Below are 15603 nucleotides of genomic sequence, written 5' to 3'. Positions count from 1 at the left end.
AACATTTCATTTACCTATGGTTACTAGGATTAATTGGGGCTGGGTTGATATTTAGTTCTTAGATATTGACTAGACAACCGCTCAATCAATCTGGATCAAACCGCCCAACGTCCTCAACGATATCTTTTTGGTCTGTCATAAATCCGGGGGCCGCTTTTGCCAGGAACGGTTTTCTCCACTTTCTGTATGCCTCTTAGGCGCCTTTACGAGATCGAGCAATAAAAGGCAGATCTAATTTATTTAGTTGATCTATTAGAGTTTCAGCGAGTTCGTCATCTACATTGAGGAACAGTTCATCTGCGTGAGCAGTGTGAGAATCTAGCCCTTCAAGTAGTTCTGCTTCACTTAGTCGATTATCATATACTTGGCTTTTCGCCTGCTTAATCATAATTCTGTTTCCTTCAGCACAGACCTCGATATGTGACCAACCATTTTTAGCCGCCATATCACGGATCACACAAATTATTTCTGCTTGAGCCTTTAAGCTCAGTGCTTCCTCGTTGCTGGCTGCCACCACTTCTAAAATGCTTGAAAACTTTATTGAGGCCATTGTCTATCACCTTAAAATAACGCCGGTTGCTTGTATGTAGTATAGCTGAGATTTATCTGGCATGCTGGCGGCAATCGACAGTGAAATTTTCAATGTTTTCTAAATTGTGAAGCCCTGTTGTCAGAACTTAAATAGTTGTATCGTCAAGGTGTTGGATTGGTAGACGTGTGCCTTAAGGCAGCTTGCTATATCTAAAACACCAAAGAAATCAATAATAACATTGATTTTTAAGGAGCGAGGAAAAGTTGTTTTTTGCAATTCTTCTAGCGGGAAGTTGCCAATTATAAGAAAAAATATAATTGCATATAATTGACGTTAATTCATCACTTTACTCGATGGCTTTTTTAGCAATAGACCGAGGCAACTAGCGTCTAGCAAACTTTGGGAAGTCCAGTTTTAAGATCTCTGACGCCGCTGAGCGACTTTGTGTTAGCTATAGATTGGATTGCTCTATACAGCAACCCCGAAGCGAGTCAAAAAACGTAAGGTTCTGACTGAGGAGAAAAAGGTACTAAGTTAGTAAACCTGATATCCATTCTTTAGTGGCCTTCGAATCAAACGCTTTTCTTCCGTACCCTGCGTTTAACAAACCTTCAGGCAAATACTCGTCATACTTTTCAATCATCTTTTGTTGTAGTGAAAGTATTTCGGCCAACTCTGTCTCATCAGGCACCCCATCTATTATGATATCCATAAAGTAATCTTTTAGGGCATCGACACTCGCATTTTGAACTTCGATAACACCAGCAAAATTACTGCATACATGTCCACTTTTAATTAGCAAAATAGTAAGAGTATTAACTACTTTATCACCCATCCATGAAAAAATATAACAGTGCTTACCACTTTGGTATATGGGCTGATTTTCAAGATTGGCTTCTTTGAAAAAATACGCTCCTTCTTGAAATAACTGACTTCCGATCTTATCCACAAAATCTATTTTCTGATTACCAACTTCAATACGATAGTCACCAGAGCAATAGATTCTTAACATCTCTTGTCGAACTCTGTCATGAATCGACATGCCGTTACCGTTAAATTTCGGAGGTTTACCACCTTTCGTAGAAGTCACATAGATTACTTTCTTTTCATCATCAATATCAGTTACCTTCCACCTACGACCACCAAATATGATGTGCTGATCTTTTAAAATTAGTGAGTCAAGTGGTAACGTTCCTAGAGTTTTACTTCCCGTAACGATACGGAATTCTTCTGGTGTTTTAAAAACAGCGTAGAAAGTATATGAATTGGTAAGTCGTTCGCCCTCAATCCCTAAAACCAATTCACCGCTATTAAGTTGCTGTATTAGTTGGACCGTCCCCATATGAGTCAAAAGTTGTTTAAAGTGCTGGATTGATATTTCTTTGAATGATCCTTGCTCACATAATAAAGAATAAAGCTGGTCTACTCTGGCGCTTCCCCATTGAGCAATGACAGCTAGAATCTGGTGTAAAAATGTAGAAAAATGCATTTGCTTTGTATCTGCTGGCTCAAACCAGTTATCTATAATGAGTAAGCGTATCATTGCTAGTGATTGAACAAGCTCTAACCTAAGATTATCTACTATATTGGATTTATCACTCAGTTCATTTTCTGAGATAAACATTCGTAAAATGGAAGGGGTATTTCTTCTACCTGATCGACCTAAACGCTGACGTAAGCTTGATACTGAATGTGGAGCAGTAACCTGAATGACAGAACTCACTTTCCCAATGTCGATACCTAGCTCTAAAGTCATGGTACAAATTGCTGTAGTAGGAAAAGCTTCCTTCTGCAATCTAGCTTCTAAATCTTCTCTGAGTTCTTTAGCTAATGAGCCGTGATGTGGGAAAAACTCATTCGGTACAACTTGTTGCTCACATAAATCACTTAACTGTGCGGCAATGCTTTCTGTACGACTGCGGCTATTGGCAAATACCAGATGTGAGTCGCCTCTACAGAGCCTAAATATTTCCTTGCAAATCTGCTGTTCTGATGAGGTACATGTATCATCAGTCATAATATCTACAGGTTCTAAATACCCTTTAACCTGAACTTTAATAGTGCTTTGGTGCTGACTACTAGTAATGGTTTCACAAGGCAGACTTTTATTCGGCCTAAGAGAAAGAGGTACTTTTTCAAGCTCTCCTAGTGTCGCACTTAAAGCAACCCGTGGAATTGGATTAGTAATTCGACCTATAAGGTGCTCTAGGCGAGTAAGCAGAGAAAGTAATTGCTGACCTCGCTCTGTTCCGATAAACGCATGAAATTCATCAATAACAATATATTTAAGGGAGGTGAAGGATTGTTTTACCCATCCAGGCTCTCTGACTAGCAGTGACTCTAAGGATTCAGGGGTAATTAACAGAATACCAGAAGGATTGTTTCTGGCTTTCTTCTTTTTGGATTGAAGACTATCACCATGCCACGGCGTAACTTGCAAATCCAACATTTCGCTTAAACTCTCGAGCCTGCGGTATTGATCGTTAATCAGTGCTTTTAAAGGGCTGATATACAAAATACCAAAGCCGTCTTTCTCTTCAGCAATTGCACTACATGCTGGTAGAAAAAAAGCTTCTGTTTTACCTGCCGCTGTTGATGCGCTAATTAGCACATCTCTATCACAAGCTAGAATCGGTATGATTGCCCGTTTTTGTATTTCTCTTAAATCAGGCCATCCTTGGTTAAACAACCATTTCTGTACACGCTTATCAAGAAGTTGATATTCCTCTGTCATAATTTGAAATCAGCTAGTCCATCAGATTTCGTTGTTTCTCCAGCTCCTTCGTCTACAAAAATTTCATCTGTATTACTTGGATGATCTTCTTCAATAGCAATAGATTGAACTAACTGCGACCATTGCATAGAAGGGTTTTGCTCTAGTACAGCCAACATATCTAAAAACGCTTTGATGGTATTTCTCGGCGTTCGAAAATAAGCATCTCCGATAGTCTGGCTACAATGCTGTAGAAATGACTTGAGAGCATCATCTGGGACAAGGTATTTAGAAGTATCACCTTCAGCAAAAACATGACGTAAGTTCTTTAGAAGAATATAGAGTTCTTCTGGAGTTAAACTCGATAGGTGAAGTGCTGGGGAGGAGTAATCAATCACACCTGCTCGCTTTGCAAAGCTGTTTTCAGCTAAACGTGATTGCAATGCTTCATAGCTATATAGTCCTCTACGAGGGTCTAATAAGAACTCTGGAGTTCCACCCAATAAAAAACCTAGATATTCAGCTGAGCCTTGAAGGCAGTCATTTAGCATTCGTAGAATCTGCTCATAGTTGGATGTACGCGCTTGTGTACTGCTTAATTTATAAAGGTTAACCATCTCATCTAGATTAACAAGTAAGCCTTCATAGCCAGCCTGACGTACAAATAGGCTCATAAGTTTTAAAGCATCATAAAAAGAATTGTCAGAAATAATCGTTCTGACATCAAGATCCCTTCTTGCATCTGTCTTAGTGGTGTATTCTGCTCGTAACCAACGAATAGCATTTGATTTTAACTCATCATTATCTTGCTCATGACCGTTCCAGTAAGCATCAATGACTTTTGCAAAATCATACCCGCCAACCAGTTCTGACAAAGAGGCTAACTTTTGATGTATTACTGTTGAAACGCTGATATCTTTTTCATTTGCTTCTTTACGAGCCTGTGTTACAAAACGCTCTACAACACTGGCTAATGCATTTCCATCCGGTTTATTACGGGTTGCTAGGTTTTTCATGAGCTCAGAATACAGGTTCCGTGCCTGACCTGAAGAAGCATGTACTCGTCGATCCGGTGAAAGATCTGCATTGACTGTGACTAGCTTCTTTTCAAGAGCAATGGAACGCACCACGCTTAAGAAAAAAGTTTTCCCTGAGCCATAATCACCAATGATAAGTCTGAATGCAGCACCACCCTGAGAGATTCTTTCAATATCCTTATACAACGCTTTGACTTCATTGCTTCTACCTACCTGAATATGCTGAATCCCAATTTTGGGAGTCACCCCTGATTTCAGTGATTGAATTATTGCGTCACGTTCTTTTAACCGGATACGTTTTTCCATAAGTTTAACCTTCTATCTCTGCTACGATTTCCTGATCAACATAAATAGCATCACCATCATCTTCAAGTACAGCTGCATCCACTTTATCAAAAGACCAGTCATTAATAGTTTCCAATGCTCCGCCAACCATAAGACCTAAATCTCCGCATAGCGATTCCACTTCATCACGAGACCATTTATCTTTCCGTATCAGGCTTTCAAACAAGGCATAATGCTGTTTATCAATTCCGGCTTCTTCCTCTATATTAAAGCTATCGTCAGATGAGTCATCGGATTCTCCTGTAGATTCGTCTTCCACAAATATTGCACCTAACATGCTTTGCACATCTTTGGTTTCTGATTCATGAATCGCTAGGATATTTTCATCTAACTGGAACGAAGTAAGAGCTGACGAAGTTGTTTCTGATGGAGAACTTGAAGATTGCATACCACCTTTACTTGATGACATTCCATGAATGTCTCCTGTAACAAGGGCTTTATCAAGACCTAGCAAGGTATAAAGCTTTTCAAGCTGTTTGATTTCTTCTGGGTCTATTTTTCCATCGGCCATCGCCACGCCAACAAGTATGCGACTAACCGCTGCTTTTTCTGTTTTACCTAATGTTTCCAGTCTCGCTTTCAAACCTGTGATATTTGAAGGCGTATTGAACCTCCAAACTAAGTAGGCGTGTAGTGATTGTTTTTCGGTAGGTGATAGATTGGTACTGTGATCAATCAGCTGTGTTAATAAATTTAATTCCGCCTGATCTACATGCGAATCAATAGCGGCAACCATTGCCCCTAAACGAAGTGCCATACCTACTTCACTATAAGCCTTGGATGGTTCAAAGTATTTGCCGTGTCCTTCAGGAAATAGAACCAGCTTTCCATCTGCACTCGTCTTCGCATGATGGTAACGAGTATCAGGAGCGATGCCATACCCGGCTTTTTGAGCAAGGTTCTGAATTAGTTCAGCTTCCTTTTTGTTGATCTTGGAAGGCAAAGGCGATTTGGTATATGTCCAGAATTCCTCAACATCTACCAACCCTTTTTTTGTTGAAATAGCATCATCTGCCCATTTTTTAAATTCTCCCAATCCTAACTCCGCACCTAAATCACTAAGATCATCTGGCAGTAATAATACAGCTTCAATATCAGTGCGAGACGTGTTTGGTTTAGCAAGATAACGACTATACGCTTCTAATTCGGTCGTACATTCATCTGCTAGGGCAATCAGCTTATTTACAGGACCTTTCAAATTACTTGGGTCAGGAAGATCTTGTTGAGGGAATGATACGCCACGTAAGGAAGAACTGGCTGGATAATACTCAATCTTTAATCGTGTCTTATTGGGTTTAACAATAACGCCGTTTCCATATTTTTTTGTATAACGTTGTTCAAACATCCGACTAAATTCATGGTCACAGCGCCGTGCCGGTTTCTTCAGATTATAATCTGGATAAAATCGAATCCATGCCAATGCCAGTTCAGCAGGAACAGGCGTTCCTTCACTTACTGTAGTTGCTAAGCGATGTTTAAATAGAAGAGAATCTCTTTGTGGGCTTTTTTCAAGTTCTGGATGTGATACTACTTTAGGGCGTAGTAGACACATGAGTTCCAATAGACGTGTGGCATAATTTGAAAAAGATCGGCTACTACCGTAAATACTTTTTAAACGTAGTATTTCGGTAAACAAAGACTTAAATTCTGCGTCATCTACTGTCTGCTTAATTGAATCAACAGTAATTCGTCTTTCGATGCCATAGAAATAAATGAACACATAACCTAAAGGGGTATCTGGATCACTTCTATTGCCGGATAACCAGTTGAGGAAAGCTCCACGCCCTTTAGGAGTAAGTGAGATGAATTTAGGCCAATAGCCTAAGCTTTCATTTTCATAATTTGACAGCTGATGTTCAATTTTTAGCGAATCATCAACTAATGAGGCTTCCGTTCCGTAACCATCTAATGAATTGAGCTGTCCACCAAAATAAAAATTACCTTTAGTAAACAGTTGTCCATTTATAGTGATAGATTCATCTGGTTTTATCCATTTCCCCGCAGTTTTGTTTTTGCTTTTCTCTTCTTCATAACCATAAGAAATATTAAAGGTAGCTAGATCGTCGTCATCATTACTTTTTTCAACTACTCGATTATTAGTTGTTATAGTTACGCTAATGTCATTTTCGGAGCTTAGTCTATTGCTCGGGCTCTTTTGTTTTGAGGAAATTTTATTTTTTTTGATGATGTAGAAAAACACTACTACGATTCCAATTAATAGCCAAAACTCCATATTAACCTCGACTCATATATTTTTAGTTTAAATGTGATCTAGTAAAGTCTGGGAAGTCCAGTTCACCTAATTTAAAAGCCATTAAATAGTCACGCTATGTGCGCTTGATATCTGATGTTGACATAAAGAGGCCCTCTTTATGTCAACATATTTTAGGGTGGAACAGAGACTAATATAAAGCCGAGAAGTAAATAAAGTCTAATTTTAAATATATATTGCATTTGGCAATTTATTCTGATAGGGTCTAAAGTATCGATAAAGAGTATGTTCTATGTCATCATTTTTGTTAAATAAGATTAGCGCTTCAGCGAAAAAACACGGTTTCGTGTGCTTTTTGCTGTTTGTACTATCGTTATTTTCGATGGCAATGGCAACGAACAGTATGATGTTATCGAGCTCGAATATGATGTCTATGGAAATGCATGACACGTCAGAATTATCGGATCATGATATGTCTCCTGATAAGGGGATCTCTTGTACGTCTGATTCGATGGACGAATGCTCTAGTTTGACATCAGAGCACAATCACCAAAACTGTATGGACAATCATTGCAGTAGCTTTTCAGGCTTACTGGTCAGCTATCATTCTGATTCTGACAATATTTCTTCTGTTCACACGACTCTGTCGTCTGAATTCTACGTTTCTACCCACCCAAATACGCCTTATTTCCCCCCTATAGTCATTTCTTAAATTCGCAGTTTCACTCATCGCTTTAATGTGCGTTGAGATTTTATGAATTTAAAAATGAGTACTCAAGCCAATGGCCAAAAACAAATTTTTGGCATTCTGTCATGTATTACAGAGTGTCTATTGCCGTCAATTTTTAATCGGTAAAACGAATCGTATTGCCTCCGTTTTCTTATTGTCGTTGCTGCCACTTGTTGCGAGCGCAGAAGTGTTAAGCCTGCAACAAGCGGTGGAAAAAGCCGTCTCCCAAGATGACTGGTTGATTTCCAGCCAGCAGAAAGAGAATGCTATTCGCGCCTTAAGCCAAGGCATGACGGCGTTGCCGGATCCAAAAATCAATGTTGGTTTATTGAATATGCCAACTGAAAGTTTTGATTTTAACCAAGAAGCAATGACGCAATTTAACGTGTCGGTATCGCAGATGTTTCCAGCTGGCGATACCTTACGTTTAACAGGGGAAAAGTACGCTGTGCAAGGCGATCAAATGCCCTTGATGCGTGATAATCGTCGTGCAATGCTGGCGATGGAAGTGTCAAATCTTTGGCTAACGGCCTACAGTTACGAAGAAAGTATCAAGCTCGTGAAGCAAAATAGAATTTTGTTCGAACAACTTCATGAGGTAGTGGAAAGTAGTTATAGCTCGGCGTACGGGCGAGCCAAACAGCAAGATTTAGTGCGCTCTGAACTGGAGTTGATTAAGTTAGATCATCGCCTTACGCAGCTTAGCCAAGCGAAAGAAAATGCACTGAAAAAATTATCCCAATATATTCTTCCGACAATGGCTGATCAGAACACAGCTGATCAAGATATCACCCTGAAAACAACGGGTGAACCCATTATGGTAACCCCGTCTAATATCCTTTCATCGAATTCATTGGCATTGGCGGCTCGCCTGAGCCTGCATCCGTTGGTTCGCATTGTCGATGTTCAATCCAATACCGCGCAGATAGATAAATCGATTGCCGAGCAAAAGTACAAACCAGAATGGGGCGTTACGTTGGGTTACGGTTATCGTGGCGATGATCTAAGCGGCAAAGATCGAGCCGATCTGGCGTCGATTGCGGTGAGTGTCAGCGTGCCAATATTTTCGTCTAGTCGACAGGATGCTCAGGTGAAAGCCGCGTCCTTACAAGTTGAGTCTTTTCTTTCTGAAAAGCAGCTGGTGCTGAATGAACTCATGGCGAAATACCGTGTTCTGACATCTGATATTACTCTGCTAGATCAACGAATCCGTATTTATCAAACAAAGTTACTTCCTAGTTACAGAGAAAGCGCACAAGCCATGTTGAATGCTTATACCAGCAATGATGGTGTTTTTTCGGATGTGGTTCAGGCGCGTATCGCGACATTGAATGCGCATATTGAATTGTTGAATATTCGCATTGAGCGTTTTAAGCGCTTGGCAGAATTGAATTATGTGATGGCACAAGATGAAGAGGTGAAACTCAAATGAAAGTAATCGGGTATATCGGTGTATTTGTACTAGGTGGCGTTCTTTCGGCTACGGGTTATCACTTTGGTCTTCAAGCATTTAATGCCATGAACGGGGAAATGAATGCTGGTGCATCAGTCACGAAAGGTGAAAAAGCGCCTTTATATTGGGTGGCGCCAATGGACCCAAATTACCGTCGTGACAAGCCGGGTCAATCTCCTATGGGAATGGATTTGATCCCTTTTTATGGCGATGATCAAGGTTCCAATAATCAGGGCGCTGGTACTGTGAGTATCTCGCCTGAAGTCGTTAATAATCTTGGCGTGCGAACAGGAAAAGTGTTTGAAGGCGTGCTGAAACCAGACATTCGTACTGTGGGCTATTTGGCCTACAACGAAGACAAGATTGTTCATATTCATCCTCGTGTCGAAGGTTGGATCGAAAAGAGCTTTATTAAATTCAATGGTGATTCAGTTGAAAAAGGTCAGCCTTTGTTCGATCTGTATTCACCAACCTTGGTGAATGCGCAGGAAGAATTTGTCTTTGCGTTAGCGCGCAAAGACCAGCGCATGATCAACGCGGGTGAAGAAAGGCTAAAAGCTCTGCAAGTGTCGAGCAGTTTTATCCAAGCGTTAAAGACAAAGCGCAAAGTGTCTCAAACAGTGCGATTTTTTGCGCCACAAAGCGGCGTTATTGACAACCTTGGAATTCAAGATGGTTTCTACATTAAGCCAGGCACAACTTTGATGTCGATCGCGGATTTGAGTGAGGTGTGGTTGGATGCTGAAGTGTTTGAACGACAAGCGCATCTTGTCGCGGTGGGGCAACCGGTTGAGGCTGTTATGGACTCTCTACCGGGGGAAAACTTTGCCAGTAATGTGGATTTTATTTATCCGACTCTAAATGCGAAAAACCGCACTTTGCGTGTTCGCATTCGTTTAGATAACACTGAGCAACTTTTGAAGCCAGATATGTTTGCCCATGTTCGTATTGAAACCACGGAGCCAGGTAAAAAACGATTGATTCCAAAAGAAGCTCTAATTCGCGGCGGTGAGCAAAACCGCGTGGTACTGGCATTGGGAGAAGGGCGTTATAAATCGATTGCAGTCGAAACCGGTGCGTTCGGCGATGACTACGTGGAAATTTTAGATGGCTTGGTGCTGGGTGATGAGGTCGTTACATCGGCGCAGTTTTTGTTGGATTCTGAATCCAGCAAAAGCTCGGATTTCAAACGCTTGAATATAGGCAGTAAGCAGGTGTCAATGCCTGCCAGCAGCACTGAAATGACTAAGACATCAATGTCTAGTAATGCAATGTCAGCAGCAGAACCTACCAACAATGTTTGGGTAGCTGCACGCATTAATCGTATTGATGCGACAACGCGGATGGTGAATGTGAATCATGATGCTATTACTGATTGGAAATGGCCAAAGATGACGATGGACTTTGAGTTAGCTGATTGGTTGACGCTGGATGAATTGCCAATTGGTAGAGATATTCAGCTTGAGATTACGCGGGAAAGCAGTGTGAAATTCATGGTCACTGACTATTTTGACGCTGACACGGAGTAGGGGAATATCATGATTGAAGCGATCATTCGTTGGTCCATAAACAACCGATTCATGGTGTTATTGGCTACTTTTATTTTAGTGGGCGCTGGCTTGTATTCGTTAAAGAATACTCCCGTTGATGCCATTCCTGACTTGTCTGATGTGCAAGTTATCATTAAAACCAGCTATCCAGGACAAGCGCCACAAGTTGTGGAAGATCAAGTTACGTACCCGTTGACCACGGCGATGTTGTCTGTGCCCGGTGCTCAAACAGTGCGCGGTTATTCGTTCTTTGGGGATTCGTATGTCTACGTGATTTTTGATGAAGATACCGATATGTATTGGGCGAGAAGCCGAGTGTTGGAGTATTTAAGTCAGGTTGCGCCATCCTTGCCCAGTAATGCAAGGGCGCAATTGGGGCCAGACGCAACGGGTGTCGGCTGGGTGTATTTATACGCCTTGGTCGATAAAACCGGTCAAAACGACTTGAGTCAATTGCGTTCACTGCAAGACTGGTTCTTGAAGTATGAATTACAAACCGTGCCTGGCGTATCGGAAGTGGCGCCCATTGGCGGCATGGTGAAGCAATATCAGGTAAGTGTGAATCCAGATAAATTGCGCGCGTTAAACATGCCATTGAGCCACATTCAAAATGCTATAAAACGCGGCAATCAGGAAGTCGGCGCGTCGGTCATTGAAATGGCTGAAGCTGAATACATGGTTCGAGCGTCTGGTTATATACAGAGCGTCGAAGATATTGAAATGATTCCGCTTGGCGTCAGTGAAAGTGGCACACCGCTGACGATCAAAGATGTGGCAGATGTTGGTATTGGCCCACAAATGCGTCGAGGGTTAGCTGATCTAAATGGCGAAGGCGAAACCGTCGGCGGCGTGGTGGTGATGCGTTTTGGTGAAAACGCACAGAAAACCATCGAAGGCGTAAAAGCGAAATTGGAAACTTTGAAATCCAGCTTGCCAAAAGGCGTTGAGGTGGTGACGGTTTATGATCGTTCTGGTTTGATTGATCGTGCCGTGGAGAATTTATGGACCAAACTGCTGGAAGAGTTCCTTGTGGTTGCGTTGGTTTGTATGGTGTTTCTTTTTCATGTGCGTTCCTCTTTAGTGGCCATCATCAGTCTGCCTGTCGGTATTTTGACTGCTTTCATCGTTATGCATTTGCAGGGTATTAATGCCAATATCATGTCGCTTGGCGGTATTGCGATTGCCATCGGCGCCATGATTGATGGCGCAATCGTGATGATAGAAAATCTCCATAAGCATATGGAAAAAGTCGAAATGACCAAGGAAAACCGTTGGCAGGTTGTGGCCGCCGCGGCTACCGAAGTCGGCCCCGCGTTATTCTTTAGTCTGCTGATTATCACCGTCAGTTTCGTGCCTGTGTTTACCTTGGAATCCCAAGAAGGACGGATGTTTGGCCCGTTGGCCTATACCAAAACCTATGCCATGGCTGCATCGGCGGCATTAGCAATCACTCTCGTACCTGTTTTGATGGGGTACTTTGTGCGAGGTAAGGTCTTGCCTGAGCATAAAAACCCCGTTAATCGGGCTTTGATCGCGGTGTATATGCCAGCGCTGAAAGCCGTGTTGAGTTTTCCGAAAACCACCATTTTGGTGGCAATTGCTATATTTGCTATTGGTATGTGGCCGTTAAATAAGTTGGGCAGTGAGTTTATTCCTAACCTAGACGAAGGTGATTTGATGTACATGCCAACAGCGTATCCGGGGATCTCCATCGGACAAGCACGTCAGGTATTGCAGCAAACCAATAAACTGATTGCGACCTTGCCAGAAGTGAAAACTGTCTTTGGGAAGGTTGGCCGTGCAGAAACCGCGACAGACCCAGCACCTTTGACGATGATCGAAACCTTTATTCAACTCAAGCCTCACTCAGAATGGCGAGACGGCATGACCAGCGACAAGATCAAGCAAGAGCTGGATCAGCTGGTCAAGATCCCTGGCATTACTAACGCTTGGGTAATGCCGATCAAAACACGAATCGACATGCTGGCAACGGGCATCAAAACCCCTGTGGGTATAAAGGTTGCAGGTCCTGATCTGAAAGTGATTCAAGATATTGGTTTGCAGCTAGAGAAAATCTTGAAACCAGTTGAAGGCACGGCATCGGTTTATTCTGAGCGTGTGGCCGGTGGTCGTTACGTCAATATAGACATTAATCGCGCGAAGGCATCGCGTTATGGGTTGAACATTCAAGATGTTCAAGAAATTATCTCTTCGGCGGTGGGTGGCATGAATGTCACTAATACTATTGAGGGGCTTGAGCGCTATCCCATTAATGTTCGCTATCCACAGGAATATCGTGATTCACCAGAGCAATTAGCCCTTTTGCCAATCGTGACTCCGAATGGTTTACGAATTGCTTTAGGGGATATTGCTGATGTGTATGTGGAAGAAGGTCCGCCAGGATTAAAAAGTGAAAACGCGCGTTTAAACGGTTGGACCTTTGTGGACATTGAAGGTGTAGATATTGGCCGTTATGTCGAAAACGCACAAAAAATCGTAGCAGACCAAGTGCAATTACCAGCAGGTTATTCGTTAAATTGGTCTGGTCAATATGAGTATATGCAACGGGCAAAAGAAAAGCTGACCTATGTAGTGCCGCTTACATTGGCCATCATTATTGTCCTCTTGTATATCAACTTCCGTAATTTCTACGAGGTGGCGATCATTATGGGCACCTTGCCATTTGCTATGGTGGGTAGTATCTGGCTGATGTATTTGTCTGGCTTCAATTTCTCGGTTGCTGTGGGGGTTGGCTTCATTGCGCTGGCTGGCGTGGCCGTGGAAATCGGCGTCATTATGCTGATGTATTTGAATCAAGCTTGGGCAGAGACACAAAAAAAATGCGCTGAAAAAGGCGTCTTACCTCGCGCGGACACGCTTTACCATGCGGTGCTTCATGGCTCTGGTATGCGAGTTCGTCCGGTGATGATGACGGCGGTATCCATCATTATCGGCTTGCTGCCAATTCTATATGGTACTGGAACGGGATCGGAGGTGATGAGTCGAATCGCCGCGCCTATGGTTGGTGGTATGGTGAGCGCAGTCGTGCTGACGTTATTAGTGTTGCCTGCGGTGTATTTTCTATGGAAAAAATCGTCATTGAAACAGATGTCTTAATTTAATCAGTATTAAAAGAGTGTTTTTTCGGAACTTTTAGAGATCGTTGATATAAAGAGATCCCCTCTTTGTATCCGTTTAAAAATTTATCAACAACGTAAAAGGTAATAACATGAAAACTATGAAATTGGCATTTTCTACATTGGCTTTGGTGGCCTCCGTTAACGTATTTGCACACGGTATGATGACCATGACATACCCCAAAGACGGTGCCATGCTAATGGCTCAAGCAGAACGAGTAGAGCTAAATTTCCAGAACCCTATGAAAGTTGTAAGTCTCAAGGTAGTAGGATCTAAAGGTAAGCCCGTGTCGGTTCGGTTTAATCGTGACGGTGCAACAACGAAAAATTTTCAAACTATTTTACCAATGTTGGCGCCGGACAGTTATACAGTTCATTGGAAAGCAATGGGCGAAGATGGACACATGATGAAAGGCTCTTATGGTTTTATGCAGCATTAATTTGAACATTTAAACTGTTTAGTTCAACTGGCTAATTAGATTATATCTTTTAGGCTTTTCATTTTATAAAAAAGGGGCTGTATGATGTTAACGAACTGGGAAATCGCGCAATTATTGACACGTTGGTTATTGTATTTTGGTATATCAAGCGTTGTAGGTGGGCTATTTGCATTTTGTTTGTTGCGTCATCAGTCTGCTTTATTGAGTAGTATAAAAAGGTATATAAAAGTCGGCGTACTGGTGGGAAGTGCGGCTACGGTGGCGTATTTCTATATCCTAGTGGGGGCGACGATGGAGGAAGGGCTTTGGTCGATGTTTGATCCAGATATGGTCTCCATCTTTTGGGATTCTGCTGCAGGCAGCATTGTACTTGTCCGTTTGTCTGGTTACGCACTCGTGGCGCTGTCGTTGCTTCTTCTTGGTAAGGCTTGCACACAAAATGCTTGGCCGTATTCGTCTTTATCATTGCTAGTCGCTTCTTTTGGTGTTGCCAGTTTAGTGTATTCGTTTTCTCTTTCTGGGCACTCGATGAGCCAAGCTTGGTATTATCAAGTGATATTTTTCATTCACATCTTAATCGCGGCTTGGTGGTTGGGGTTGTTGTTTCCATTGTGGTTAGCGGTGCGCCACGCAACAGTTGAAGAGTCCAATATAGTATTAGAGAACTTTGGTAAGCTAGCGGTCATTACCGTGTCTATTTTATTACTTTGTGGCGTCTGGATGAGCTATGAATTGACAGGATGGCAAGGTTTACTGTCATCCGACTATGGGTTTTGGTTGATGGTGAAGCTTAGTTTGGTTGCCGTTATTCTTGCGATGGCGGCATACCATAAATTACATCTTGTGCCGTTAATACTGAAACGCGGTAATACATTTCTTATTCAAAAATCTATTTTAATGGAAAAAATGATCGCTTCTTCTATTTTGGTGGTCACGGCGATATTTACGACGTTTGTTGGTCCTCCAATGCATTAATTAGAAGTGTATTTAAAGTGATGTTGTTTGGGGTGAAAGTTGATTGGGGGAAGAATAATGAGACAAAATAAAATCGTTATCATTATATTTGTTTTGCTCGTGTTTGTTAGCCAGACAATGACTTCTGTGGCTGGTCCAATGGCATATCACTCAATGCAACTTACTGCTACTGCTACTTATGGCTCGATGGTCGATCATAAGGCTTCGTTGCACAACGCGTCTGTTGAAACACACACAGATCAGTATGTTCAAATATTGCCGGTCACGAATGCGTTAGATTGTTGCAAAGACAAAAGCTCGTGTCCGATGAGCGTTTGCATGTCGATGGCCGCGATCATTGATCGTCAGTGGATTTATTACGGCTCTCAACTGAGTCAGAGTAGTGCTCATCTAGTTCAACAAGAGCTACCGTTGAATAGCTCTTCTTTATATCGCCCTCCGATACTTTCTTAATCTTTGGATGAATCCGTCGTTTTGTC

At 42.0% G+C, this 15603-nt stretch carries 11 protein-coding genes; 7 read left to right on the top strand and 4 right to left on the bottom strand.

What is annotated here, in order from left to right; translation table 11 throughout:
• Positions 1-193: 193 nt before the first annotated feature.
• The 4 genes from DK187_RS19140 to DK187_RS19125 all read right to left on the bottom strand — a co-directional run bounded on the left by DK187_RS19140 (position 194) and on the right by DK187_RS19125 (position 6860).
• Positions 194-550 (bottom strand): hypothetical protein, encoded by a 357-nt coding sequence (locus DK187_RS19140; protein WP_111608912.1) that lies wholly within the window; start codon positions 548-550, stop codon positions 194-196.
• Positions 551-1061: 511 nt separating this feature from the next.
• Positions 1062-3266, bottom strand: coding sequence for a DEAD/DEAH box helicase (locus tag DK187_RS19135; protein WP_111608911.1), 2205 nt, complete (start codon positions 3264-3266; stop codon positions 1062-1064).
• A complete protein-coding gene (locus tag DK187_RS19130) occupies positions 3263-4588 on the bottom strand; it encodes an ATP-binding protein (protein WP_111608910.1) in 1326 nt (441 codons plus the stop codon). The genes DK187_RS19135 and DK187_RS19130 overlap by 4 nt, the downstream gene beginning before the upstream one ends.
• 4 nt (positions 4589-4592) lie before the next feature.
• Complete coding sequence (locus tag DK187_RS19125) at positions 4593-6860, bottom strand: tellurite resistance TerB family protein (protein ID WP_111608909.1); 2268 nt, start codon at positions 6858-6860, stop codon at positions 4593-4595.
• A 271-nt stretch (positions 6861-7131) separates the two neighbouring features.
• Here DK187_RS19125 and DK187_RS19120 point away from each other — a divergent pair, with 271 nt between their 5' ends.
• From DK187_RS19120 to DK187_RS19090, 7 genes are all read left to right on the top strand, one after another.
• The gene (locus DK187_RS19120; RefSeq protein WP_072841638.1) at positions 7132-7551 is read left to right on the top strand and encodes a PHD finger domain-containing protein; all 420 of its coding nucleotides are present in this window, start codon (positions 7132-7134) and stop codon (positions 7549-7551) included.
• Positions 7552-7621: 70 nt separating this feature from the next.
• Positions 7622-9001, top strand: coding sequence for a TolC family protein (locus tag DK187_RS19115; protein ID WP_111608908.1), 1380 nt, complete (start codon positions 7622-7624; stop codon positions 8999-9001).
• A complete protein-coding gene (locus DK187_RS19110; protein WP_111608907.1) occupies positions 8998-10551 on the top strand; it encodes an efflux RND transporter periplasmic adaptor subunit in 1554 nt (517 codons plus the stop codon). The genes DK187_RS19115 and DK187_RS19110 overlap by 4 nt, the downstream gene beginning before the upstream one ends.
• Before the next feature lie 9 nt (positions 10552-10560).
• Positions 10561-13689, top strand: coding sequence for an efflux RND transporter permease subunit (locus tag DK187_RS19105; protein WP_111608906.1), 3129 nt, complete (start codon positions 10561-10563; stop codon positions 13687-13689).
• Between the two features lie 112 nt (positions 13690-13801).
• Positions 13802-14149 carry a copper resistance CopC family protein gene (locus tag DK187_RS19100; protein WP_111608905.1) on the top strand — a complete coding sequence of 116 codons (348 nt, stop codon included), beginning with the start codon at positions 13802-13804 and terminating at the stop codon, positions 14147-14149.
• Positions 14150-14230: 81 nt separating this feature from the next.
• Positions 14231-15124 (top strand): copper resistance D family protein, encoded by an 894-nt coding sequence (locus tag DK187_RS19095; RefSeq protein ID WP_111608904.1) that lies wholly within the window; start codon positions 14231-14233, stop codon positions 15122-15124.
• Between the two features lie 57 nt (positions 15125-15181).
• Complete coding sequence (locus DK187_RS19090; RefSeq protein ID WP_100187604.1) at positions 15182-15577, top strand: hypothetical protein; 396 nt, start codon at positions 15182-15184, stop codon at positions 15575-15577.
• Positions 15578-15603: the final 26 nt, after the last annotated feature.

It is taken from the genome of Marinomonas arctica, from assembly GCF_003259225.1.
Lineage (GTDB): Bacteria > Pseudomonadota > Gammaproteobacteria > Pseudomonadales > Marinomonadaceae > Marinomonas > Marinomonas arctica.
This window is presented reverse-complemented; position numbering and strand designations above follow the sequence as displayed.

Coding starts and splice junctions, on each gene's coding strand:
- DK187_RS19105 (WP_111608906.1), top strand. CDS start 10,561: ATGATTGAAGCGATCATTCGTTGGTCCATAAACAACCGATTCATGGTG.
- DK187_RS19100 (WP_111608905.1), top strand. CDS start 13,802: ATGAAAACTATGAAATTGGCATTTTCTACATTGGCTTTGGTGGCCTCC.
- DK187_RS19095 (WP_111608904.1), top strand. CDS start 14,231: ATGATGTTAACGAACTGGGAAATCGCGCAATTATTGACACGTTGGTTA.
- DK187_RS19110 (WP_111608907.1), top strand. CDS start 8,998: ATGAAAGTAATCGGGTATATCGGTGTATTTGTACTAGGTGGCGTTCTT.
- DK187_RS19130 (WP_111608910.1), bottom strand. CDS start 4,588: ATGGAAAAACGTATCCGGTTAAAAGAACGTGACGCAATAATTCAATCA.
- DK187_RS19125 (WP_111608909.1), bottom strand. CDS start 6,860: ATGGAGTTTTGGCTATTAATTGGAATCGTAGTAGTGTTTTTCTACATC.
- DK187_RS19115 (WP_111608908.1), top strand. CDS start 7,622: ATGGCCAAAAACAAATTTTTGGCATTCTGTCATGTATTACAGAGTGTC.
- DK187_RS19135 (WP_111608911.1), bottom strand. CDS start 3,266: ATGACAGAGGAATATCAACTTCTTGATAAGCGTGTACAGAAATGGTTG.
- DK187_RS19090 (WP_100187604.1), top strand. CDS start 15,182: ATGAGACAAAATAAAATCGTTATCATTATATTTGTTTTGCTCGTGTTT.
- DK187_RS19140 (WP_111608912.1), bottom strand. CDS start 550: ATGGCCTCAATAAAGTTTTCAAGCATTTTAGAAGTGGTGGCAGCCAGC.
- DK187_RS19120 (WP_072841638.1), top strand. CDS start 7,132: ATGTCATCATTTTTGTTAAATAAGATTAGCGCTTCAGCGAAAAAACAC.